This window comes from Paenibacillus sp. AD87 (genome assembly GCF_001659845.1).
GTDB lineage: Bacteria > Bacillota > Bacilli > Paenibacillales > Paenibacillaceae > Paenibacillus > Paenibacillus marchantiae.
This window is the reverse complement of record NZ_LXQN01000007.1, coordinates 2441304-2466328: the sequence shown is the minus strand read 5'-3', so window position 1 is coordinate 2466328 and position 25025 is coordinate 2441304. Positions and strand designations below refer to the sequence as shown.

General features: G+C 46.0%; 20 protein-coding genes and 1 pseudogene. 16 read left to right on the top strand and 5 right to left on the bottom strand.

Annotation, left to right across the window (positions count from 1 at the left end; all coding sequences use genetic code 11):
- Positions 1 to 167: 167 nt before the first annotated feature.
- The 4 genes from gpAD87_RS10820 to gpAD87_RS10805 all read left to right on the top strand — a co-directional run bounded on the left by gpAD87_RS10820 (position 168) and on the right by gpAD87_RS10805 (position 4732).
- Positions 168 to 1853 carry a hypothetical protein gene (locus gpAD87_RS10820; RefSeq protein WP_231952510.1) on the top strand — a complete coding sequence of 562 codons (1686 nt, stop codon included), beginning with the start codon at positions 168 to 170 and terminating at the stop codon, positions 1851 to 1853.
- 159 nt (positions 1854 to 2012) lie between these two features.
- Positions 2013 to 2435 (top strand): cell wall hydrolase, encoded by a 423-nt coding sequence (locus gpAD87_RS10815; RefSeq protein WP_063563952.1) that lies wholly within the window; start codon positions 2013 to 2015, stop codon positions 2433 to 2435.
- Positions 2436 to 2453: 18 nt separating this feature from the next.
- Positions 2454 to 2945, top strand: coding sequence for a spore coat protein GerQ (gene gerQ, locus gpAD87_RS10810; protein ID WP_063563951.1), 492 nt, complete (start codon positions 2454 to 2456; stop codon positions 2943 to 2945).
- Between the two features lie 215 nt (positions 2946 to 3160).
- Positions 3161 to 4732, top strand: a complete 1572-nt coding sequence (locus gpAD87_RS10805) for a sigma-70 family RNA polymerase sigma factor (RefSeq protein WP_064638229.1) — start codon at positions 3161 to 3163, stop codon at positions 4730 to 4732.
- Between the two features lie 166 nt (positions 4733 to 4898).
- Here gpAD87_RS10805 and gpAD87_RS10800 read toward each other — a convergent pair whose 3' ends face one another.
- The gene (locus tag gpAD87_RS10800; protein WP_197521402.1) at positions 4899 to 6755 is read right to left on the bottom strand and encodes an alkaline phosphatase; all 1857 of its coding nucleotides are present in this window, start codon (positions 6753 to 6755) and stop codon (positions 4899 to 4901) included.
- Positions 6756 to 7136: 381 nt separating this feature from the next.
- On the opposite strand from gpAD87_RS10800, the gene gpAD87_RS10795 reads away from it, so the two are divergent.
- From gpAD87_RS10795 to gpAD87_RS10760, 8 genes are all read left to right on the top strand, one after another.
- Entirely contained in the window at positions 7137 to 8453 is a 1317-nt protein-coding gene (locus gpAD87_RS10795; protein WP_064638226.1) for a hemolysin family protein, read from the top strand.
- Positions 8454 to 8611: 158 nt separating this feature from the next.
- Complete coding sequence (locus gpAD87_RS10790) at positions 8612 to 9520, top strand: ArsR/SmtB family transcription factor (protein ID WP_231952509.1); 909 nt, start codon at positions 8612 to 8614, stop codon at positions 9518 to 9520.
- Between the two features lie 322 nt (positions 9521 to 9842).
- Entirely contained in the window at positions 9843 to 11567 is a 1725-nt protein-coding gene (locus tag gpAD87_RS10785) for an ABC transporter substrate-binding protein (RefSeq protein ID WP_064638222.1), read from the top strand.
- Positions 11568 to 11668: 101 nt separating this feature from the next.
- Complete coding sequence (locus gpAD87_RS10780) at positions 11669 to 12625, top strand: ABC transporter permease (protein WP_064638220.1); 957 nt, start codon at positions 11669 to 11671, stop codon at positions 12623 to 12625.
- A 12-nt stretch (positions 12626 to 12637) separates the two neighbouring features.
- Positions 12638 to 13579, top strand: a complete 942-nt coding sequence (opp4C, locus tag gpAD87_RS10775) for an oligopeptide ABC transporter permease (RefSeq protein ID WP_063563945.1) — start codon at positions 12638 to 12640, stop codon at positions 13577 to 13579.
- 9 nt (positions 13580 to 13588) lie between these two features.
- Entirely contained in the window at positions 13589 to 14572 is a 984-nt protein-coding gene (locus gpAD87_RS10770; RefSeq protein ID WP_064638219.1) for an ABC transporter ATP-binding protein, read from the top strand.
- Positions 14565 to 15530: an ABC transporter ATP-binding protein gene (locus tag gpAD87_RS10765; RefSeq protein WP_064638218.1), complete on the top strand. Its 966-nt coding sequence runs from the start codon at positions 14565 to 14567 to the stop codon at positions 15528 to 15530. The genes gpAD87_RS10770 and gpAD87_RS10765 overlap by 8 nt, the downstream gene beginning before the upstream one ends.
- 273 nt (positions 15531 to 15803) lie before the next feature.
- Entirely contained in the window at positions 15804 to 16298 is a 495-nt protein-coding gene (locus gpAD87_RS10760; protein ID WP_064638217.1) for a hypothetical protein, read from the top strand.
- A gap of 6 nt (positions 16299 to 16304) precedes the next feature.
- On the opposite strand, the gene gpAD87_RS10755 is transcribed toward gpAD87_RS10760, so the two are convergent.
- The 4 genes and pseudogenes from gpAD87_RS10755 to gpAD87_RS10740 form a co-directional block, all read right to left on the bottom strand.
- Positions 16305 to 17273: a hypothetical protein gene (locus gpAD87_RS10755; protein WP_064638215.1), complete on the bottom strand. Its 969-nt coding sequence runs from the start codon at positions 17271 to 17273 to the stop codon at positions 16305 to 16307.
- Positions 17251 to 17841 carry an RNA polymerase sigma factor gene (locus gpAD87_RS10750; protein ID WP_024632024.1) on the bottom strand — a complete coding sequence of 197 codons (591 nt, stop codon included), beginning with the start codon at positions 17839 to 17841 and terminating at the stop codon, positions 17251 to 17253. The genes gpAD87_RS10755 and gpAD87_RS10750 overlap by 23 nt, the downstream gene beginning before the upstream one ends.
- Before the next feature lie 213 nt (positions 17842 to 18054).
- A pseudogene (locus gpAD87_RS10745) lies at positions 18055 to 19287 on the bottom strand (aminopeptidase).
- Between the two features lie 96 nt (positions 19288 to 19383).
- A complete protein-coding gene (locus tag gpAD87_RS10740; protein WP_064638212.1) occupies positions 19384 to 20616 on the bottom strand; it encodes an aminopeptidase in 1233 nt (410 codons plus the stop codon).
- A gap of 214 nt (positions 20617 to 20830) precedes the next feature.
- On the opposite strand from gpAD87_RS10740, the gene gpAD87_RS10735 reads away from it, so the two are divergent.
- The 4 genes from gpAD87_RS10735 to fumC all read left to right on the top strand — a co-directional run bounded on the left by gpAD87_RS10735 (position 20831) and on the right by fumC (position 24929).
- Complete coding sequence (locus tag gpAD87_RS10735) at positions 20831 to 21097, top strand: hypothetical protein (RefSeq protein ID WP_079696002.1); 267 nt, start codon at positions 20831 to 20833, stop codon at positions 21095 to 21097.
- Positions 21098 to 21281: 184 nt separating this feature from the next.
- Positions 21282 to 22091, top strand: a complete 810-nt coding sequence (locus gpAD87_RS10730; RefSeq protein WP_064638210.1) for an MBL fold metallo-hydrolase — start codon at positions 21282 to 21284, stop codon at positions 22089 to 22091.
- Positions 22092 to 22305: 214 nt separating this feature from the next.
- Positions 22306 to 23316: an aldose 1-epimerase gene (locus gpAD87_RS10725; RefSeq protein WP_064638208.1), complete on the top strand. Its 1011-nt coding sequence runs from the start codon at positions 22306 to 22308 to the stop codon at positions 23314 to 23316.
- Between the two features lie 224 nt (positions 23317 to 23540).
- Entirely contained in the window at positions 23541 to 24929 is a 1389-nt protein-coding gene (gene fumC / locus gpAD87_RS10720; RefSeq protein WP_064638205.1) for a class II fumarate hydratase, read from the top strand.
- The last annotated feature ends 96 nt before the right edge of the window (positions 24930 to 25025 follow it).

The window sequence follows — 25025 nt, the reverse complement described above, 5'->3', positions numbered from 1 at the left end:
ACATAGCAGAAATAAGCCCAAGTTAAGCACTTGGGCTTATTTGTTTTTGGTAACTCGGTTGCTATAATAAATGTGATTTTACCACAGTACAGGAATGGAGGGAGAATATGTTCGGGAACTCATCCCGGAAAGTGTTTTGGCTATTACTGCTGATTGGAGGGATTATAATGACAGGCTTTGAATCCACTGCTGAGGCTGACGCAGATATAAGAGCAGCCTGGGTATGGCAGGCCAAGTCTGTCAGTGATGGAGGAAACGAGCTGCTGGACAATGCAGCTAAACATAAGATTAACAGACTGTATGTGAATGTGGATATGAATCTGTCAGAGGATGTCTATCATACGTTTATATCCAAAGCCAGCAAGGCTGGAATTGCAGTTGAAGCTCTTGGCGGAGATCCGTCATGGGCAGTGAGTGGTCGTGAAGGTCCAATGCTCAAGCTGGCATCCTGGGTAAGTAATTATAACCTCGCTGCAAAGCCGGAAGAGCGATTTGACGCTATTCACCTGGATATCAAACCTTATGTATTGCCACAGTGGAAAGAAGATGCTAAGCCGCTGGTCCAATCCTGGGTTGTCAATATGAAGCTCTTGCTGGAACAGGTGAAGCAGGCTGGGGCGGTTGAAGTGAATGTCGACTTGCCTTTTTGGCTCGATTCTTATACTGTAACGGGCAGCAGAACTACTGACGATGCGGATAACGAGTCGTTGTCACACTGGTTTATCGGACAATTTGATCATATTACGCTGCTCGCTTACCGTGACAGCGCGCAAGGAAACAATGGAATTATACGTTTGGTAGAACAGGAAATGATATGGGCGGACGCCAGAAATGGTTCTATTACCGTTGGGGTAAATACCAAGCCTATGCCTGGGGAAGAGTTCACGACGTTTGCTGGCAAAGGCGCTGCGCAATTGGAGAGTGTCATAAAGGAAGTGGCATCTGCATTCACGGATCATGCTTCCTACGCAGGTTCAGCTGTGCATGACATCGTGTACTGGGGGCAGCTGGAGCCAGAGGAAGTACCATTACCGGAGAATCCATCCAATCAACCGGAAATCCGGGGAACCTATATCTGGCAGGCTTCTCAAGTTACGAATGACGGTGGAGATCACATTCTGGAGTTCGCCAAAGAGCAAAACATCAATTGGTTATACGTCCGGCTTGATTTGGATCAACCGTACTCCAGTTATCGCAGTTTTGTGAAACGCGCACAGGCTCAAGGTATTGAGGTTCATGCCATGGGCGGCCATCCAATCTGGGGTAAAAAGGAAAATCGGTCACGGATACAGCGCTTGATCGATTATGTGAAAAATTATAACGCCGAATCTGAACCGGATGAACGTTTTAAGGGAATCCATCTCGATATTGAACCATACACCTTACCTGAATGGGAAAATGATCGGGATACGCTGCTGACCGAATGGGCTGCCAATATTGCTTATTTCCATGAAGAGACGAAAAAGGACAGCGATCTCGAAACGAGTGCCGATCTGGCCGTTTGGCTAGATACGTTCCCGTTACCAGGAAGAGACATGTCTGTCAGTGAATACATGATCACAACGCTGGATCACATATCTCTGATGGCATTCCGTAACATCGCTGAAGGCTCCAATGGAATTGCCGACGTCGTCAGTCAGGAAATGAAAATTGCGGATCGTTTGGGTAAACCACTGTTGATCTCGGTGGAGATGAAAGAGAATTTTGAAGGTAGACATATTTCATTTTATGATAAGGGAGCAGCGGAAATGGAACGCCAGCTGGCACTGCTTCCCGATCTGTTAAGTGAGTATAAAGCCTACAAAGGCAATATCGTACATGCTTACGATTACTGGATTCAAGCCAAGCCCTGAATAGGCGGGTTATATAGGAAATGTTATGTCTCGGGACTTCACATAGGGTGAGGTTCCGGGCTTTTTTTATGGAAAAAAGATAAAATCGTGTCACCGAATGGGCATCTGCACAATACGATATACGGTGATGAAGAGGTTCAACAAGGGAGGAAACAGGATATGGCTGTTATTAAAGCCAACTCGGAAGACGTCAAGCTGCTCGCTAGACTGATGAGAGCGGAGGCTGAAGGTGACGGCGAACAAGGCATGCTGCTTGTAGGCAATGTGGGTGTCAACCGGGTGCTCGGCGATTGCTTGGATTTCGGTGATATTCGGGACATTAATCGAATGGTGTTTCAGAACCCGGGTGGCTTCGAATCTACGCAAAAGGGATATTTCTACCAACGGGCAAGACAATCGGAAATACGCTTGGCACAGCGTGTCATTAATGGTGAACGCTTCTGGCCAGCCAGCAACTCCCTGTGGTTTTTCCGTCCGGTGGGAGAATGTCCGCCAACCTGGTATGACCAGCAAAATACAGGCCGCTTCAAGGCGCATTGTTTCTTCAGTCCGACAGGCGAAGACTGTCCAACCGTATATTAAATTTTGGGAGGAATCATTATGATTAACCAGCCTTATCAACCAACACAGGTTATGGGCCAACAGGCCAATTCGCAAGTCCAAGGAACATCATATAAAATCGGTAACGGTATGCCGATGATGTCCCCAACACCAGGCATGGTTTCACCTAGCTCCACAGGCGTACCTCCGCTCGTATCAAGCGGTGCTCCAATGACACCTACGGGTGGAGTTGTAACCACAACTGCGCCACAGTTTGAACAATCCTACATCGAAAATATTTTACGGCTTAACCTGGGCAAATGTGGAACATTCTACATGACATACGAAGGTAACAAAGAGTGGAATGCCCGCATTTTCCAAGGCATTCTGGAAGCCGCTGGTCGTGACCATATCATCATCAGTGACCCGAACAGCGGAAAACGGATCATGCTTCTGATGGTCAATTTCGACTACGCTACATTCGATGAGCCGTTGTTGTATCAATATCCAGGTGTGATCGGAAACTATCCGCAACAACCGAGCAGACGTTAATCTGTAGGAAAAAAAGAACATAATATAATACGGCCATACAGAGGCTGTCTCGATTGCGGATGTTATTCCGCAAACGGGGCAGCTTTTCCTATATGATGATAAAGAGCATAATCAAATAGAAAATTAAACATAAGCAGAAGTAACCTTTTTCTCAAATCAGGGCACTTAAAGATAAATACATCAAGCAGCAAGCGCACAGGAAGGAGCAAAACATATTGAAGATATGGATCGATGGAGCAATCAAGGGCGAAGCCGAGGCATATGAACAGCTGGTGACGCAATTTCGCGGGATGGCACTGGCTGTAGCCTATCAAAAATTAGGGGATACATTCCTGGCCGAAGATGTAGTACAAGAGGCGTTCACGGAGGCCTTTGCGAATTTGTCCAAACTGGACAACCCTGATGCTTTTCCCGGGTGGTTCAAAGTCATCGTGGAGAGACAGTGTTACCGTCTAATGAGGCGTAAGCAGCATGGCACCGTCCCGGTCCTGGAGATTCAGGATGTTATTCAAGAAGAGGATCAGACTCATAACCCTGAAGAACAGGCTTTAAAAGGAGAGGTGCATCGTCTCCTGCGAGATTCGATTTCCATTTTGCCTACTTCCATGCAGCTTGCTGTTGAACTGTTTTATTTTCAGGGCTACTCGCTCAAGGAAATGTCGGAATTCCTCGGGGTTAATGTTCCGGCTCTAAAGAAACGGTTGTATGATGCCAGATCCAGGCTCAGACGTTCATTGCCTGTGGCGGATGTGATTTCAGTATTTAGTGATCTATACGAAGGAGGAAAAGGGATGCTTCACATTATGAATGGTGACCATGCGGCAGATCGATTAAGACAAAGCGGGATTCAAGGTGAAATTCTGGTCTGGCGAGAGCTCTATACATTTGGACCGATAACAAGAAATATGAGGAATGAGAAAGATCGAAGTGGACGTGCACAATATTTGGAGCAGCACTTGGGTATCCCACAGACTGAATATTTGAAAATTAAGGAACTTGAGCAGACGCTTAAGTCATTCCATCAGCACGAAGAGATCGTCCTGTGGTTTGAGTATGACCTCTATGATCAGGCGATGTTATCGTATTTGCTGCACTATTTCAAGGAACAGGACCTGAAAAATACAAAGCTGAATCTGTTATGCATCGATGCCTATCCAGATATTGAACATTTTCGGGGACTTGGGCAACTTACACCCTCACAGATCGGACGTTTATCAGGTACCTGGCATGTGATGGGGGCAGAGGAAATCAAGGCTGGTAGCGAGTTTTGGGGAGCGTATGTATCATCTGACATTCAGGATCACAAGGACTACTTACTGAAAAATACATCGGTGCTCCCTTTTGCACATGCTGCATTCAAGGCCCACCTGTCCCGTCTGCCTTCTGTATCGAACGGACTGGGCATAATTGAGCAATCCACACTGGAGGCCGTAAGAGAGGGCGTGGATAGCCCTTATCCATTATTCAAGCATGTTGGAGATCAACTGCATATCTTGGGAATGGGTGATCTGGAGTACTGGGCTCATCTGAAGAGAATGACGGAGGAACCTCATGCTTTACTTCAATTAAGCGGTGTACAAGCTTTTCCTAACTTCCAGCAGCATCATGATGAATTCCGTCACGGTGTCTTCTCTTTGACCGAACTCGGTATTCAGGTGCTGAACGGAGAAGCAGATTGGGCACTATTAAGACATGATACATCTTGGATTGGCGGTCTTCAGATTGGCAAAGGGGAAGACACGCCGTGGCGCTGGGACACCGTTAATGGGAACGTAGTGATCCTATAGAGAATAAGTTGGCATCAGAAAGAGAATAAAATCAGTAGAAGCAGTAAAGCGAATCGTTAAGTAAACGTGCTAGCTAATCCTCATTATCCATAAAATTATGAAAAAAGAGTATCCCGCCATGCCTGAGCATGAGCTAGGATACTCTTTTGTTAGTTCAACCGTTATTCTACTTGGACGCATTCAACTTCAATGCAGTTACCATCTTACGGAACACATCCGTATTATCGAGATATCCGGAGAACAGACGGGACCCTGGTCCCGAGGCATTGATTGGCACATCGTCGAATGTGTGGACTTCCTGGCCTTCATCATGAGGCAGGTTACCCGTGTAGTGAACACCGTCCGGGTCTTTGTCCGGGTTAGCGATATACCATGTTTTGTCCTTCACGTTAGGGTCCTGAATGGTAGGGCTGATTGGTACCGGATTAGCAAGATAGTCCTCATTGTTATCCGGCATATTGCCCCAGCCAACAGCAATCTTCCACTCGGAATCCGGATTGTCAGGGAAGCCATCTCCGTTTGCATCCACATACGTCGGGAACTTGGAATCAGCATATGTGCCGATCAATTCACGGAGTTCATCGCCCGATTTACCTTTGGCGGCTTCCGTGTTATACGTTCCGTTGAGGGTAAGGGAATGACCATGGTCGGATGTGACGATAACGAGCGTATCTGGGTGTTTCTTCGCATATTCCTTAACCCGACCAACCGTTTGATCGAATTCAATTGCATCCCATACGGAACGTTCAAAATCCATCGTGTGAGCCTGTTTATCAATCGATGCACCTTCGACCATCAGGAAAAATCCGTTTTTGTTCTGTTCCAGTACCTGAAGAGCTGTGTCGGTCATTTCCATCAACGTTGGCTGATCTGTATCCTTTCCTACAATTTCTGTATTGTTAGGTTGAGTATACTCCCGGTCATAATATACGTTCATGTTGCCTTTGCGGAATAATCCAAGCAATGATTTGGTAGAGGCAGACTTGTCCAGATTCGTTGCATCTGTAACATAGGTATATCCTTCTTTTTTGAACTCCTCCACAATGTTGCGTCCATCTTTGCGTTTTCCGCCGTCAGCTGCTGGAAGGAACCACTCCAGTCCACCGCCCAGAATTACATCCGGTCGATTGGCTTCATTCAGATACATGCCGGCGATCGCTTCTTGTTCTCCGCGCTTACGTGTATGTACAGCCATCGCAGCAGGTGTCGCATCTGTCACATCCGCAGTCGTTACAAGGCCGGTAGCCATGCCACGTGTCCGTTTCACCAGCTCAACGATGTTTTCCACCTTCGGATCGTCAAAAGGGTCTGGTGTATTGTCGGGGTAGACACCCTCGGCATTTACAGCTGTTTTGTGACCGGTTGCATAAGCGGAAGCACTATTGGCGGAATCGGTGACGATGGAATCCATGCCAGACGTGGTGACCATACCCATGGCATCCATTTGTTCCATCTCCAGCCAACCCTTGAATTTGCCTTCGTTAATACCCTTGGATACAACACGTGCGGCGGTACGAATATTGGCACTCATGCCATCGCCGATCATCAGAACGACATTTTTGGCTTGCTCACCGTTTGTCAGTGTGGCTGTGTCTTTGGAAGGATCGAACACTTGGTATACGACCCGTGAATATGTACGCTTGCCTGTAGCAGTTGTCTCGGCGGTTACCACGATGGAATCGCTCTCTTTGAAGGCAACATCCCGTATGGTGTATTCTGTACTCAGGTCGGTGCTGGTTGTCCATGTTCCGGACTTGCCGAAGTATTTGTCCGGTGACAAGCCATTAACTTGGATTTTAATGTCTTTCGAATTCAGCTTGGCACCGTTCAGCTCAACCCGGAAATCCAGCTTTTGGCCTGCGAGAATCTGAGCGCGGTCGATAGGTAAAATGGTAAATGCGGCCTGGGCCGTCTGTTGCTGGGCAGATACGGGTTCAGCGTTGACCTGCCAGGGGACGGCTGTGATCGCAACAGCCGCGCTGAGTAGTAGAGCATTCCATTTCATAGCATGATGGCTTTTCAATGTACATACCTCCGGAATCAAAAATTGTTGTTCTATTTGGAAGTATATCGCTGAATGATTAACTGAGCGTAAGAGAAAAGTTAAACCGTAAGCAAGAAGATGCATATATTTGTTAGTAAAACGTAAAAAAAACTGCGCATTCGGTACATTTGTTAACGAAATAGCCTGTATGCATCATTTCGTTGTCATAGGACACGGATTGACTGTGTAGTGTAGAATTATATAATAAAAGAAGCATATCCTTGTTAATCGACAGAAGAAGGTGGAGGTGAACGCATTGGGAAGTTGAAACTGCATATGAGCGGCATAATGGCAAATATCCTACATTTTCGAAGGAGGTGGACCTATTTGCCGAAGAATGACGGCGAATAGGATGATAATTTGAGTGACCCCTTACCGAGTATATTAAATTTATTTTTAATTGCTTTGCTTGTATTGATGAATGGTTTCTTTGTCTCGGCAGAATTCGCGATGGTCAAAGTTCGTGGTAGCCGGATTGAAGCTTTGGTGGAAACAGGCAATAAAAATGCGATTTATGCTTCCAATATTGTACGCAACATGGATGCTTATCTATCCGCGTGTCAATTGGGCATAACGCTTGCTTCACTTGGACTCGGTTGGCTAGGAGAGCCAGCGATTGCTCACCTGTTAGAGCCCGTGTTTACTGCGTTTGGAATGGGTCCGGTATACGTACACGGAATTTCCATTGCGATTGCTTTTGTTATTATTACGATTTTGCATATTGTACTCGGGGAACTTGCTCCCAAGACGATGGCCATCCGCAAATCAGAGACGATCACGTTATGGTCTGCGGCGTTGCTTACGTTCTTTTACAAATTAATGTATCCCTTTATATGGGCATTGAATGGTATGGCGAACAGCCTGCTGAGAGTGTTTCGCATGGCACCGGCCTCGGAGCATGACTCAGCGCATAGTGAAGATGAAATACGCATTCTGATGAAAGAAAGCAATAAGAGCGGTTTAATTGACAATACTGAATTGGCACTTGTTGATAATATATTTGATTTTACGGCAACAACCGCCCGTGAAATTATGATTCCGCGGACGGAAATGATCTGCCTGAATGCCAATCAGTCCATGCTGGAAAATCTGGAAATCGCCAGTGAAAGCATGCGTACCCGTTATCCGGTTTATAACGGTGACAAAGACCATATTATCGGTTTTATTCACATTAAAGACCTGATGCGATCTCAGCTTACAGATACCATCTCGGTGATTCGGCCGATTCTCGCAGTACCCGATTCCACTCCGATCAGTGACCTGCTCAAGCGGATGCAACGTAGCAAGACACAGATTGCCATCCTGATTGATGAGTACGGAGGAACCTCCGGCCTTGTAACGCTTGAAGACATCATGGAAGAGATTGTGGGCGAGATTCAGGACGAATTTGACCAAGAGCGTCCATCAATTGAGAAAGTGGATGAGATGGAATATTCCATTGACGGCCTCATGCTGATTGAAGAAGTTAGTGAACGCTTTGGGCTGGATATGGACCGGGCGGATTATGACACGATTGGCGGCTGGTTATACTCCAGAGTAGAGGCCATCCCACCAGAAGTGGGGCAATCGGTAGAGTATGGTGGATATGTCTTTGTTATTCAAGAGACCGAACATAAGCGGATTTCACGTGTGAATGTCATTAAGCTGGAACTGATGGTTGAAGGCGAAGGAGCCTGATCCAAGGTATTATTTTTGGAGACAGGAGATCCGGTCTATTGAGAAGCCGTACGGTGGAATATTTCACTGTGCGGCTTTTTGTTTACCCTATAATCGTAGCATGCACGGCTGCAAACAGGGTATAATGGAACGACTTTGCAAGATAGGAGAGGTTGAGATTGAGCTATCGCATTGAGGTTGGATTTACGCCTGTATTTGAATTCATGGCTAGTTTGCATACATATATTTGCCGAAAATCGCATAAAAAGATTGATTTATCTATAGCCTGGGCGCAAGAGACAGAAGGGCAACTAACCCCTGAGCTTGCTGCTGTCTTGCAAAATATGAACGTGGATGATGATTGGAAATGGATGTATCTGCTTGTCTGTTTGCAAGTGGAAGCCGAGGAGCCGGAGGATTTTATTGAATGGTTCAGCCAACGAACAGTGCCTGAACTCCATGACATTTTTAGTCAGTACAGCTTCCCGTATACAGATGATATCGCTGCTTTCCAGACTAAGATGACCTATGTCTTAACCGGGTGGAATGAGCAATATTTTCGCTTGCTTGATCCCATAATCTTACAACATCTGCGCCAGGAGGTTCTGAACCGCAAGGAACAGTTAAGTCAATCTCCTCAGAAAGAGGTACTCGACGATGCGACCAACGGGTTGATGTTCCGGGACATGAAGGGGCTGGAGAGACTGCTGCTTGTACCACAATTTCATTTTCAGCCGCTAAATGTCATCCTGCATTTTGGGGATACTCTGCTGTGCCACTATTCCTCCAGATTGTATATGGGAGACCATGAGTATATTCCGACCCATCATTTGCGTGTGATTCGTAGCTTGGGAGAGAAGAATAGATTGAAAATCATGCGTTTTCTGCATCAGGGACCGCGTTCGTTCATAGAAATTGTTCGTCACTTGAAGCTCTCCAAAGGAATTACTCATGACCATCTTTCCAAGCTTCGTGGAGCAGGGTTGGTCTATGCTCATTTTGAAGGAGAGAGCCTGGTTGAGTATTCACTTCGTCTTCATGCACTGGAGCAAATTTTACCGAATGTCATGAATTATTTGGAGCAATAACGTTTATCAAAATGTGGTTTTTAGAAAAAAAGTATTCCTCTGATGCAGCCGTATGTTTGTTGTGGACGAACTGAAATTTATTCAGGAAATCCGCGCAAAACATACGGCTATTTTATCGCTTTAAAGTGGATATTAATGGGTTTAATATAAATATTTTTTTGTGGTTCTCTATTTACAGAACCAAATGAGGTTCTTATAATAGGGCTTATCGAACTTATACCTTACTAATTTCATAGGAATTATATATATTCTGGATTATTTCGGGAATTAGGAACGGCTGAGCGAGAAAAATATGGATCATTTATGAATTGGGGAGGATTTTATGAGAGTGAAAGGTTTATCTGTGGCATCGTTAATTATCAGTAGTGCAATTGTGTTATCGGCATGTGCTGGAGGTGGGGGAGCAGAGACCACTACTGCTGGAAGCGGGACAACGAATCCGGGTACACAAGCCACTCCGGTTTCAGCAGCACTGGATGCACCATTTCAGGCGACGGACTTGAATCAATTACCTGAGACGGCAAAAAAACGGACGGATACGGTGATTGTGGGACTTACGGATCCCAGCGGGGCTTTCACACCGTACTTCCATCAGAGCGGATATGATGGCAACGTTGCTTCATTGCTTTTTGCTTCGCTCGTGACCGTAGATGAGAAGGGATTGCCTGTTCCTGATCTTGCTGAAAGCTGGGATGTGTCCGACGATCAGCGTACATACACGTTTCATCTGAGAAAAGATTCCAAGTTCAGTGACGGCTCCGCGCTCACCGCAGATGATATTGCTTTTACATGGACCATTCTGCATGACAAGTCGTATGACGGTGGATTCGATATTTTCTCCACCAAGGTAAAAGGCGGCAAAGCGTATACCGAAGGAAAGGCAGATCATATTGAGGGTATTAAGGTCATTGATCCGTTAACGATCTCGGTCACGCTGGAACAGCCTAACGCAACTGCTTTGCTTACATTGGGCTCAGAAGTGTTGTCCAAAGCCTACTACGGCAAAGACTATCAATTCGGCAAGCTTGAATACATTAAAAATCTTCATGCAACACCTGTAGGCAATGGTCCTTATAAACTCGAAAAGTTCATTCCGGGTCAGGAAGTTCGATTCGTTGCCAACGAATTCTACTACAAGGGCAAACCGAAAACCGAGCACTTCATATATAAAACATCGGAAGGAGACACCTGGCAGTTTATTGAGACCGGAGAGATCGACTTCACTTCGTTCACGGCTACCCAGGAGAATATCGATAAGCTGAAAAATATCCCATACCTTAACCTTCTGCCTTACACACCAAGTACATACGGATATTTACAGCTCAATCTGGAACATGAACAGCTTCAGGAAAAAGAAGTGCGGCAAGCCATCACCTATGGCCTGGATCGACAGTCCATCTATGTGGACGCCAACCAAGGGGCAGGAGCTGTTGCCAACATCCCGACTTCACCTATTTCATGGTCTTATACGGAAGAAGGTATTAATCCATACGGCTATGATCCGGACAAAGCCAATCAATTGCTGGACGACGCAGGCTGGGTGACTGGAACGGATGGCATCCGTGAGAAAAACGGGAAAAAGTTATCCCTGCATTTCCTCGGAACGAAAAGTCCAGCCACGGATATCTTCATTGCTGTAGCCAAAGAAAACTTCGAGGCGATTGGCGTGCAGTTCCAGCCTGAAGTCTTCGCGGATTTCAACTCACTTGTCTCCAAAGTGGAGGGCGGCGATTACGACGTGGCTTCCTTCTCCACACCGATGCTAACGGATCCTTCAGACGGGGTACTGCAATTTGTGGATGGTGAGCTGAAAGGGTACGACAATCCCAAAGTGAAAGAGCTTTACAACAAAGGTCTGGCTACGACAGACATTGAGGAGCGCAAGGCAGTATACAAAGAGCTGTACCAGTTGCTCAACGATGAGCTGCCTGTCATTTTCACTAGTTACAAAAAAACAGTCTATGCCTATAACGGTCGGATCGATGGGCTCTCTGTCAGTCCATACCGCGGGATTGCAACCAGCTTGCCGGAATGGTCTCTGAAATAAGCGGTGGTATGAATCAAGAAACATCCATACCGAAATAAACAAAACGTCCCTTGTGTTTGCGATGTCGCAGATGCAGGGGACGCATTGATAAGGAGCCTGATATGAGCACTTACATTGTGAAACGGATGACATACATGGTTCTTATTTTGCTGGCCGCTTCCGTTCTGATTTTCAGCCTGTATGCACTTACTCCTGGAGATTACATCTCCAGCAACATTAAGCTGAGTCCTGAGCGCAAGGCCGAACTGCGCGAATTATATGGACTGGACAAGCCCGTTATCGAACGGTATCTCATCTGGATGAAAAATGCTGTACACGGGGACTTCGGATATTCATTGGCACAACAAAAGCCAGTACTCACGCTGTTCAACGAATATATCTGGAATTCATTCCTGTTAGCTGCGGTGACCACGTTCCTGACCTGGTTCATCGCGGTTATTATCGGTGTGATCGCTGCCTATAAGCAGTACTCGTGGTTCGATACCTTCGTGATGATAGGCATATTTGCAGCCATGTCCGTGCCATCCTTCTTTATCGGATTGTTTTTGATTAAACTGCTGGCGGTTGACTTAAAATGGTTGCCTCCAGGCGGCATGATGACTACAGGAAGTAATGCCACCGGTCTGGCCTATGTCAAAGAGGTGATTCAGCACATGACCTTGCCTGTAATTGTCATGACCCTGCTCGGGGTAGGCTCACTTACCCGTTACTTCCGCAGCAACATGATTGATGTGATCAAGCAGGATTATATTCGAACAGCGCGAGCTAAGGGTTTAAAAGAAAGCAAAGTGTTATATACCCATGCCTTGCGCAATGCTCTTTTACCTGCAATTACACTGATTGGATTCGAGCTGCCGTCCTTATTCGGCGGTTCACTGATTATTGAGAAAATATTCAGCTGGCCCGGTATCGGCCAGTTATATATGCAGTCCTTCTCACTGCGTGATTATCCGCTGCTGATGGGCTTTACCATGTTTATCGCCATCCTGACCGTCATTGGAACGCTACTGTCTGATGTGCTCTATCACATCGCAGATCCGCGTGTCCGTTTGCAATAGGGGGCTATGAAAATGACAATCTCTTCATCGTCTGTAACGAGAAATGCCGCAGAAGCTGCCTTACCTTTAAAGGTTCCTACCAAGTCTTCTTTATGGAAATTGTCGCTCCGAAGACTGCTCAAGAACAAACTTGCCGTTGGCGGATTCATCGTGGTTTTGTTGATGTTTGTGGCTTGTTTCATTGGACCGCTGTTCTCACCTTATACCGATAACAAGATCAATATGGCGGCGATGAAACAAGGTCCAGGCATTCATCATTGGCTTGGTACAGATGCGCTTGGTAGGGATGTGCTTACCCGTGTGCTGATGGCTGGTCGTATCTCGCTCACTGTTGGTTTGGCTTCCATGGTTCTATCCGTATTTATCGGCTCCTTGCTTGGAGCCATCGCCGGATATTATCGTGGCATTGTTGATCAGGTCATTATGCGGATTGCCGACTTGCTGCTTACGATTCCGGGATTGCCGCTGCTGTTCATTTTCGGCGCGTTGTTATCGGATTGGAAAGTTCCACCGGATTCCAGAATGTATATCGTCATGCTGATGCTCAGCTTTGTCAACTGGCCCGGTATGGCCCGAATGGTACGGGGACAGATGTTAAGCTTGCGGGAGCGTGAATTCATGCAGGCTGCTGTTGTTCTTGGCTTGCGTGACCGTCGCAAACTGTTTCACCATCTTCTGCCCAATATTGTCCCGCTGCTCATCGTCATGGCGACTCTGAATATCGGTGGGTCCATTCTCAGCGAGTCAGTACTCAGCTTTTTTGGACTCGGTGTCATGCCGCCAACGCCTACATGGGGCAATATGATCGATGCGGCCAACAACATGATTGATTTTCAACAGCATCCGTGGTTATGGATTCCACCAGGGCTGTCCATTTTCGTGACCGTTATTGCGATTAACATTTTTGGTGATGGTCTTCGAGATGTATTAGATCCCAAACAGAAGAGAAGGTGAGCACGCCTCATGCAAAATATGATTGAAATTGAACAACTTGAAACTCATTTTTACTCGGAAGAAGGCAATGTCAAAGCCGTCGACGGCGTAAGCCTGAATGTGCGTGAAGGGGAGACGGTGTGCATCGTTGGTGAATCGGGCTGTGGCAAAAGTGTAACCGCCATGTCAATTATGGGTTTGATCGAGGAACCGGCAGGTAAGGTGGTTGGCGGTGCGATCCGGTTTGGTGGACGGGATCTGCTCCGTGAAAGTAAATCCTCACTGCGCGCCATCCGGGGCAATGACATCTCCATGATTTTTCAGGAACCGATGTCCTCTCTGAATCCCGTGCTGAAGATCGGTGAGCAATTAATGGAGCCGCTGATTGTACACTTGAAAATGAGTAAAAAGCAGGCTCGTGCCAGAGCGGTTGAGCTGATTGCCGAAGTTGGCATTTCACGTCCTGAACAGATTGCAAACAGCTATCCGCATGAGCTGAGTGGAGGTATGCTGCAGCGCATTATGATTGCCATTGCCATCTCATGTAACCCGAAACTGTTAATCGCGGATGAACCAACAACTGCACTGGATGTGACCATTCAAGCGCAGATATTGGATATGTTACAGCACATCAAGTCCCAATCAGGAACCTCCATTCTGATGATTACGCATGACCTTGGCGTTGTAGCTGAATTGGCGGATTATGTCGTTGTAATGTATGCAGGCAAAGTAGTGGAAGAGGGGAAAGTGGTGCAATTATTTGAATCTCCCAAACATCCATATACCCAGGGATTACTACGCTCCAAGCCCATTATCAATCAACGGCAGGATGAATTGTATTCAATACCCGGACATGTACCTGATCCACTGTCCTTAAAAGATTCCTGTCATTTTGCTGATCGTTGTGAGCACTGTATGTCGATATGCACCACGCAAATGCCGACGCTGAAGCAGCTTGGACCCGGACAGAAGGCTGCATGCTTTCTGTATGAGGAGGCATTGAGTCATGTCTGAACCTCTATTGGAAATTGAACATCTCAAAACCTATTTTCCAGTGCGCAAAGGCTTATTGAATCGTACAGTAGCCCATGTGAAAGCGGTCGATGATATCAGCATCACAATCCATGAAGGCGAGACGTTTGGATTAGTGGGTGAATCCGGAAGTGGCAAGAGCACCGTTGGAAGAACGATCGTGCGCTTAACGGAAAAAACGGAAGGACAGATTCGTTTTCAAGGTGTTGACTTGCATCAGTTATCTATGCAGGAAGTGCGGAAGATCCGTCCGCAGCTTCAACTTATTTTCCAGGACCCCTACAGTTCACTGAACCCGCGCATTCGCATTGGTGATGCGATCGGGGAGGCTGTATTGGATCACGGGTTGGCTAACGCAAGCGAGGTTCGTGATCTCGTCAAGGAGGTACTCGGAGCCTGCGGATTATCATCTTATCATATTGATCGTTTTCCCCATGAGTTCTCTGGTGGACAGCGACAGCGGATAGGGATTGCGCGAGCTTTGATCTTGAATCCAAAACTGATCATTGCAGATGAACCGGTATCTGCACTGGACGTGTCCATTCAGGCTCAGATTATTAACCTGTTCAGACGGCTTCAGCAAGAGCGTGGCCTTGCTTACTTGTTTATTTCGCATGATCTGAGTGTGGTAGAACATCTGTGTGACCGCATTGGAGTGATGTATCTGGGCTCCATGGTCGAGACGGCCTCCCGAGATGAGTTGTTCGGCAATCCACTGCACCCGTATACAAAAGCCTTGCTATCAGCAGTACCTGTGCCGATTCCCAAATTGAAACGGGAACGAATTGTGCTTAAAGGGGATATCCCCAGTCCGGTGAATCCGCCAACTGGCTGCAAGTTCCATACACGTTGTCCATGGGCAAAAGATATCTGCAAGCAGCAAATTCCAGCGTATCGGAACGTTGGAGCGGATCATTTTGTAGCCTGTCATTTGGTCTGAACATCGTTATTGCGACAATGGAGCATGCAATGATGATATCGGCATAAAATGACGGTGTATTTATTTGGGTTGATGTATACGCAAGAGGTTCTCCTGATTTGTGTATCTTTCATGTGAGAATTATCTTCTTCTAAATTCTATAACGCTTTTGAGCCAAAATTCTCCATAACTCTACACTACTATTTTAAAAAGGAATTTTTTTGAAACCATATAGTTTCATATTGCGTAAACACCTATGAATATCCAAAATATGAAATTGGAGGAATGAACTAAATGATGACAAAGAGTTTGAAGCCTTTCTTAAAGGTGACATTAGCAGCCGCATTAACTTTACCCATGATCTTAGCAATACCTGACGGAAAAGTCGAAGCTACTCCAGATATTTCGAGTTTTAACCCCGTAGCCTTAACCGCACCACCACCGGAGAGCCAAAGCATTCAGAGCTTGGCTCAATACGAGAACATTTATCAAGCAAGTGGCAATGTTATTCCTATAGGAGGACTCACTGCATTGGTAAGTACAACGACAACAACTTACACCAAAATGAACAGTATAACGGTACAGTATAGTCTCCAACGATGGACAGGATCCGATTGGGTCACATTTCAATCGAATTCTGTCACGAAAAATAATGTTTCGGCATTGGATGCAAGCTCCAGCTGGACTGTTATAACTGGTTACTATTACCGTGTGGTGAGCATTCACAGCGTAAATAATGGCTCTAAAACTGAAACAAGCTCACATACATCATCAAATGTGCTTTTCTAGTCAACTTTAATGACTGTTCCAAGGAAACCTTTGATTCTGAAGGTTATTGGCAATGGATAACATCTCTTCTTCGCTGAGAGTACCGAACAAGCTGACGTTGGTTGAACCCATCATCCATTGAAAAGTGTTATAGCGAGGGCCAATTGACATAAAAGCCTCGCTACCGTCGCCCAGTTTAACGACACTTGTCTCTCGAAGTAAAGGACCTTCAACTACTTCACCAGGATGGATCCAGGCATAATCAAATTGTAATATTTCTTCTTGTCTATCTTTGATTTTACCAGAGTAGAGTACTCGCATATGGTTTGATTTAATATTACTGTCTATAGGAAGTGGCAACTCTGCATCAAGCATCAGCTCGAACTTGATGTCGGTAAATCGCTCGGGGATTACATTTGAAAGTAGAAAGTCACCAATAAACCCTGAGCGTGCTTCTTCTTCAGTTACTTCAACAGGAACCAAAATTTGTGTTGAATCTATATCGAACTCATAGGGATTGTCATCATAATTTTCAGGGGAAATTTGAGGAGCGTCCTCAATACCACGCTCAGGTGGTACAGACGTCTTTGCGGCTAAAGGATCCAATCCAACAATTTCGTTTGTGCGGTCTTTAATGATAATGGATTTCATTCCATTACCCCAATCTTTGATCGTTTGCACAAAAGGGGACACTGCCTGTGTGTCCGTAGGAACACTGAATAAAACTGCACCTAAGGCGACTGAAGCGGCGATAACGAAAGAAAGCCGCAAGGTCCGCCTTCTTTTTTTGCGTGCGTTAATCTTATTAATTTCATATTCAACTTTAAGCCAGGAATCATGCATAATTTGGGAATTTGTATTCTTTGGATCTAGGGGAGCAGATACAGCCTGATGGAAGGCTTCGTCAAAAGCCATATCAAACGCGGCATCGAAAAAATCGTCTTCCAGCTCTGAATCGAATGAATCAATATGCTTATCGGACTTGCCTTTGCTCAATGCTTCCACCCCATTCCTTATGTAATTTCTTCTTAATACTTCCGCGGGCTCTGAACAAACGTTGCTTCACAATTTCTTCGGATGTATCAAGCAGATCGGCCATTTCCCGATAGGAAAGACCCTCTTTCCAGCGCAGCTCCACAAGTACACGATATTCCGGCTTAAGCTGTTCCAGATAGAACTCGATGGATTCCTGCATCATTTGAGTCTCCACCGTGCTCTCTACGGAAGCTGCCGTCTGATTAATCGTCTCCATATCTATAAAAACACTATCCGTATCCAGTTGGTTACGGTTATTTTTATTTTTTCTCAGATAATTAATGGCGGTATTCCGTGTGACAACCTTCAACCAGGCTTTCAGTTTGACTTCGTTGTCGAAGATAGGTTTGTTCTTAATGATTTTGATAAAAGCTTCCTGAATGATATCTTCTGCTGCAGCACGTTCTTTGATGATGTAAACGATGAGACCATGTACCATATTATAGTATTCGTAGTACACTTCCTCTTGAAGCTGGGGGCCCAAATTATGGAAATCTGAGGCTAAGAGTAATTGGAGCCGATTGGCCATGATGTTCTCCTTTCTGGTGAACAATCCACAAACATTGGTATCATTTCATTTTACAACATTATATGGAAGCGATACAATGGGAGGTTAGTCCGACAGAAGCAGAAAAAGTATAGCCGAAATAGAAAGAGGCCGCCTCACTAACCAGTAAATTATGGTCAGTAGGACAGCCTCTATGTGTTATTTAATAATCGTAGAATAACAGATACAAATGGCTTAGAAAGCCCAATCGCCGTTCAGGAAGATGGCTTCACGCTCGCCATTCGCTGTAACACCGTAAATGTTCGTTTCCGGCGATCCCATCATGAAGTCTACGTGAGTAATGCTGGAGTTCATGCCGCGAGCTGCAAGCTCTTCGGTTGCCATGGTTTTGCCACCATCGATATTGAAAGCATATGAACTGCCGATAGCGAGGTGACATGAAGCATTCTCATCATATAGCGTTGTGTAATAGAGAATACCGCTTTCCGATATTGGAGAATGGAAGGGCACCAAAGCGACTTCGCCGAGATAATGGGAACCTTCATCCATATTAATGAGTCTTTCCAGTGTATCTTGACCTTCTTCGGCGTGGAAATCAATGATGCGTCCTTTTTCAAACGTAAGAGAGAAGCGATCAATGATACTGCCGCCATAACTGAGTGGTTTGGTACTGGACACTTTGCCGTTTACCCCATATTTAGCCGGCGCGGTGAATACTTCCTCTGTCGGAATGTTGGCGACAAAACGTGTACCTTGTTCGTTAATGCTACCAGCCTGCGCCCAAATGTGCCCTTCAGGAAGATCAACGGTAAGGTCGGTTCCCGGAGAAACAAAATGCAGCGTTTTATATTTTTTGCTGTTCAGGGCAACTGCTTTGTGCTCCAAACGCTCAATATGCTGCTCCCAAGCCGCTACAGGATCTTCGAGATCAGCTCTTACAGCAGCAAAAATGGCTTCCCAGAGCTGTTTCATCTGCTCGGCAGGGGGAAGGTCAGGGAAGACTTTGGCGGCCCAATCCGGCGAAGGACAGGCTACTCCTGTCCAGCTCATTTTGTCCGCCTGCTGATACTGACGGTATTTGGACATCGCCTGTCCGTATGTACGCTGATGGGTGGAAATGCGTTCTGGATCGATGCCTTTTAGCAGATCCGGGCTGGATGACAATATGGTCAAGAACGCAGCATTGTTCGCTGCCAACTCCTCAAGTTCAGCGGCATGCCATTTCGGTGCATCTTGGAAAGAGTCCTCAGGCGCCATTTCAAAGCGCAGCCGATTGACAGTTTCGTCTCCATATTTGACAATAACTTTCTTTGCTCCGGCCTCGTAGCCTTTGCGCACCAACAAACGCACGAATTCAGCTGTATCAATCATCGCGCTGATAACGAAGATTTGTCCGGGCTAAACGTTGGCTCCAACTTTTACAGCCAGTTCAGCATAACGATCCAGTTTTTGTTCAAAACTCAACATATCAAGTTCCTCCATATCATGAATGCCCCGCATACGCAGGAAAAGAGAGGAGTGACCCTCTCTCTCATTTACATCGTTTAATTTACATCGGCTAAATTAGAAAGCCCAGTTGCCTTGCAGGAAGATTGGCTCTTCGCTACCTTCGGAAGTGACACCATGAATGTTCATTTCTCCTGATCCAATCATGAAATCCACATGAGTGAGACTGGAGTTCATGCCATGGCTGATCAATTCATCCTTGGACATCGTTTTGCCGCCTTCTAGACAGAAGGCATAGGCGTTACCGATAGCCAGATGGTTGGATGCATTTTCATCAAAGAGGGTGTTGTAGAACAAAATATTCGTATCCGAAATTGGTGATTGATGTGGAACGAGAGCTACCTCGCCCAGATAATGTGCGCCTTCATCCATTTCAATCAAGCTTTTCAATGAATCAAGTCCTTGTTCAGCAGTATAATCGACAATTCGACCATTTTCGAAAGTGATGGAGAAGCCGTCGATCAGATTGCCACCATAACTCAGTGGCTTAGTGCTGCGAACTGTACCGTTAACTCCGGTTTTCAGTGGAGCGGTGAACACTTCCTCTGTAGGCATATTGGCAACGAAGACGTGTCCCTGCTCATTGATGCTGCCACCAGATACCCACAGATGGCCTTCAGGAAGCTCGATAGTCAGGTCTGTGCCAGGAGCAGTATAGTGAAGTTTTTTGTATTTCTTCTCGTTAAGCAGATCAGCACGGGAGTCGAGATTCAGCAAATGTGTTTGCCATTCAGCGACAGCATCCTGCTCACCAATGCGAACGGTTTTGAAGATGACATCCCACAACTTATCAATTTGCTGCTCAGCCGGAAGATCAGGGAATACTTTGGCTGCCCATTCAGGGGAAGGAACTGCCACAATGGACCAGCTGAATTTGTCTGCCATCTGATAGGAGCGATATTTCTCCATCGCTTTACCGCGAACTTTCTGACTAGTCACGATGCGTTCTTGAGGAACACCGGCAAGCAGGTCCGGATTTTCTGCAATAACATGCAGAATGGCGGCACCTTCTTCTACGAGTTCGGTCATTTCCCCTGCAAACCATTTTGGTTCAATGGAGAAGGATTCCTCTGGTGCGAGATCATAGTGAAGACGTGTAATTACCTCATCACTCCAGTTTACTTTGACCAACTTGGCACCTGTGCCATAAGCGGCTTTGACGATCAAGCGCACAAAATGCGCTGCCGAGATGGGTGCGTTTACTACGAGCGTCTGCCCAGGATGGACATTGACACCCACTTTGACTGCCAGTTCGGCATATTGTTGTAAATTCGTTTCAAAATTGTTCATGCTATTTGTTCCTCCTGTTTGGTATAATGTCGTAGCTGTTTGTTATTATAGTCCTCATTACAGGTATGTAAGGAGTCAGTAAGGTTCCCTCATTGAATAAGGTATACGTTGCTACGATATATATTGTACAATTAACCAATAATAATTACCAAACTAGGTTTACCATAAATTGTGGAGACCTGCAACTGAAGATAGATTAAAGGAGAGAACGATTGTGAATATTGAGATTATTCGTGCAGAGATGCGTCGTGAAGATGAGAAGAATTATGTAGGAAATACGGTTTTTCGTGCAGAAGGCGAAAAGTCAGTTTATGAGATTACGTTTATGAGCAAGAACGGCAAGGATTGGGACTATAGTCTGCATTTCACTGAACAATCCGGTGATGAAGATGAATTGCTGCGTATGGACGAGCTGCTTGAAAACGATGATGATATGTACAATCAACTGCTTGATGCGGCACTGGATGCTTACCCGGCATAATAGGACCGAGAGGTTCTTGTTCTAATATGGAATGTAGTTGATTATACTAGACGGTGTATGCCTGAAACAGGGCGTCCACCGTCTATTTTATTGGGAATAAGGAATAGTTACTCCAGAAAAGGGAAGTCTATGACAGATGAATGGAACCAGAGAGACAATCCGCCTGAATGGGAGGTAACCGTGAATGGCATCTGACAATCTGATTACAGCAGGAATGACGGGACTTGAAGAAGTCGCGCACGATATCCTCAGTCTGCGTACACTGTTCGTTAATGTTGTGTTCATCGGGGAGCCTGGAAGCAGGAACTGGGTGCTCGTGGACACTGGAATGGCCAGTTTCACTGATCAGATTCTTCATGTTGCAACTGAACGCTTTCCTGGTCCACCGTCTGCGATTATTTTGACACATGGTCATTTTGATCATGTAGGGACCGTCATCGAACTCGAACAATTCTGGGGTGTCCCGGTGTATGCACACCCGCTGGAACTGCCTTATTTGACAGGTGTGAAAGATTACCCTCCGGCGGACCCTACTGTAGGTGGCGGTTTGATGGCACGGCTGTCATTTGCTTATCCTAATGAAGCTATTAATCTCGATGATCGGATATTCAGTCTGCCGGATGATCATTCCATCCCAGGTGTTTCTGGATGGGAATGGCTGCATACTCCCGGTCACACACCGGGCCATGTATCGCTATTTCGAAAAGAAGACCGTATCCTGATTGCGGGAGACGCGATCGTCACTGTGAAACAGGAATCGCTCTGGAGTGTGCTGCTTCAGGACAAACAGTTGCACGGTCCACCCGCATATTTCACGACGGATTGGCAAGCGGCTCATCGATCAGTTCAGCATATTCGACGACTGGAGCCCGTAGTTGCTGTTACCGGGCACGGTCATTCCTTAACCGGAGAAATGCTGAGAGATTCGCTGGAGCGACTCGATCTTGATTTTGAACAGACCGCCGTCCCGGATCACGGCAAATATGTGGATTAATAGAGCCGATGCCATGTATGGGCATTTCTTTGAAATCTTGAATGATTTCAGTACGGCAACATAAGGGGATGGAGACAGCCACGGAGCATCGTAGCTGTCTTTTTTGTCGTTCTATCATGAATTTGTTCTCTATCATAGATTGGTATTTTGTGCGCGGTCATGATATAGTCGAGCCGTATAATATAACCTTAGTATGCAGGAGGTACATATAACGATGACACAGCAAAATGCAGCTTTCGAAGAACAATTTGGAGGTATACCAGCCGTCTGGCTTCGTTTTAATCAATTCGAAGCAGCTGTTATTCCGAGCGTGGGTGCCAACCTTGTTGCTTTCCGTGATACAGAGCAGGGATTGCGTTATTTGCGTGAGCCAGACCAGGAACATATGGACGAGTTTATGGCTGCACCTGCCGTTTACGGTATACCGATTCTTTCTCCACCAAATCGCTATGAGGATGGTCGATTCCCTTGGAACGGCGAAGTCTATCAACTACCTATAAACGAACCAGCTACAGGCAACCATCTGCATGGATTTCTGCATGATGCCGAGTGGAAGGTTGAGGGCTACGGATCTAACGAGCTAGAGAGTTATGTTTTGCTTAGTCAGGAAGTGAAAGAAGGACATGTGTTCTACAAATACCTGCCATTCACCTTTACAGTGACACTCCGTTATTCGCTGAGTAGTCTGGGACTTCAGCAGCAATTGAATGTCCGCAATAACGGGAAGGAACGTATGCCGAATTTGTTCGCATTCCATACAGCCATTAGCGTACCTTTTGCACCGGAAAGCCATGCATCCGATTACACGGCCAAAATAACGATTGGTCAGCGTCGTGAATTAAATGAACGTTCTTTGCCTACGGGACAATTTCAACCGCTTACACCACAGGAAGAGCAATTAAAGGGTGAGGGTGTTAGTCCGTTTTTTGCAGCCATGGACAACCATTACACTGCAGAACCGCAGAATGGGCGAAACTATATGGAGCTTACCGATCATCGTACCGGTGACAAGCTGGTATACGATGTAGGCACGTCATACAAGCACTGGATGATCTGGAATAACAATATGACTGGCGGATTCTTCTGTCCTGAGCCACAGATGAACCTGGTTAATGCCCCGAATGTACAAGGCATTCCTGCTGAAGAAATCGGTCTGATTGGTCTTGAGCCGGGCGAATTATTTGAGCAAACCAGCCGTCTTTATCCGATTAAACCGCAAAAATAAATACTCGGACATTTTGCGTCACGCTTACATTTTTGTCGAAAAGGTGAAAACCGGTCAGGCAATCATGTATAATATGACAAGATACACAAGCTTTGCTCATAAAAGCATTTTGCATAAATCCCAAAGATGACTTTTGAATCAACAGATGCAAGATGCTGTGAAGAAAAGAATGTATACGTATTTTTGTAGAGACCCAAACCATCTTTTTGGAGGAGGAAAAGCAAGTGGAATACCGCATTGAGAGAGATACGTTAGGTGAAATGAAAGTACCAGCCGACAGGCTGTGGGGAGCTCAAACGCAGCGCAGCAAGGAGAACTTTCCGATCGGTCGCGAGCATATGCCGATGGAAGTTGTACGTGCTCTTGCCATTTTGAAAAAAAGTGCTGCTGCCAGTAACCATAAATTAGGTAAATTATCCGCTGCCAAATCGGATGCAATCGCTTATGCTGCTGATGAAATTATTGCAGGCCGGATTGATGATCATTTCCCGCTCGTGGTATGGCAGACGGGTAGCGGAACACAGTCCAACATGAACGTAAACGAGGTCATTGCCAATCTGGGTAACCAGCTGCTGGAACAAAAGGGCAAGGAAGAACGTCTGCATCCGAATGATGATGTGAACATGTCCCAGAGCTCCAATGATACATTCCCAACGGCTCTGCATGTTGCAGGTGTACTTGCTGTTGAAGATCAGCTCTTGCCGGCAATCGCGGTGCTAAAAGCCACTTTTGCAGACAAATCGGAAAAATTCAAAGATATTATCAAAATTGGACGTACCCATCTTCAGGATGCAACGCCAATTACACTCGGTCAGGAGATCAGCGGCTGGGAAGCGATGCTCGATAAGAGTGAACGGATGATCCGGGATAGTGTTAATTATATGAAAGAACTCGCAATTGGTGGTACAGCTGTGGGAACCGGAATTAATGCACATCCTGACTTTGGTGATTATACAGCCAAGGAAATTGGCAAGCATACCGGCAAGGATTTTGTATCCGCGCCAAACAAATTCCACGCGCTTACAAGTCATGATGAAGTGGTCTACGCTCACGGTGCAGTTAAAGCGCTTGCAGCTGACCTGATGAAAATTGCCAATGATGTTCGCTGGCTGGCTAGTGGCCCACGAAGTGGTCTGGGAGAGATTCGTATTCCAGAGAACGAACCGGGCAGTTCCATTATGCCGGGTAAAGTGAATCCAACCCAGAGCGAAGCGATGACTATGGTGGTTACGCAAGTGATGGGGAACGATGCGGCGATTGGCTTCGCGGCAAGTCAGGGTAACTTCGAGTTGAATGTGTTCAAACCGGTTATTATCTATAACTTCCTGCAATCTGTTCAGCTTCTTGCTGATTCCATCGTTGCATTCAATGATAAATGTGCGGTGGGTATTGAGCCTAACCTCAGTCAGATTGAACATAATCTGAATAACTCGCTTATGCTGGTTACCGCTCTAAATCCGTACATCGGTTATGAGAATGCAGCCAAAATTGCCAAGCTTGCACATAAGGAAGGACTGTCTCTGAAAGAAGCAACATTGCAGACAGGTCTACTTACAGAAGAGCAATTCAATCAGTATGTTGATCCAGCGAAAATGATTGCTCCGAAAGCCTAATCAATCATTATCATGCGAACTTCATTCTAATAAACAAGCGACCTGCATCCGCAGGTCGTTTTTTAGCTCGTGAGGTTTCGTGAACTAATACTTGTC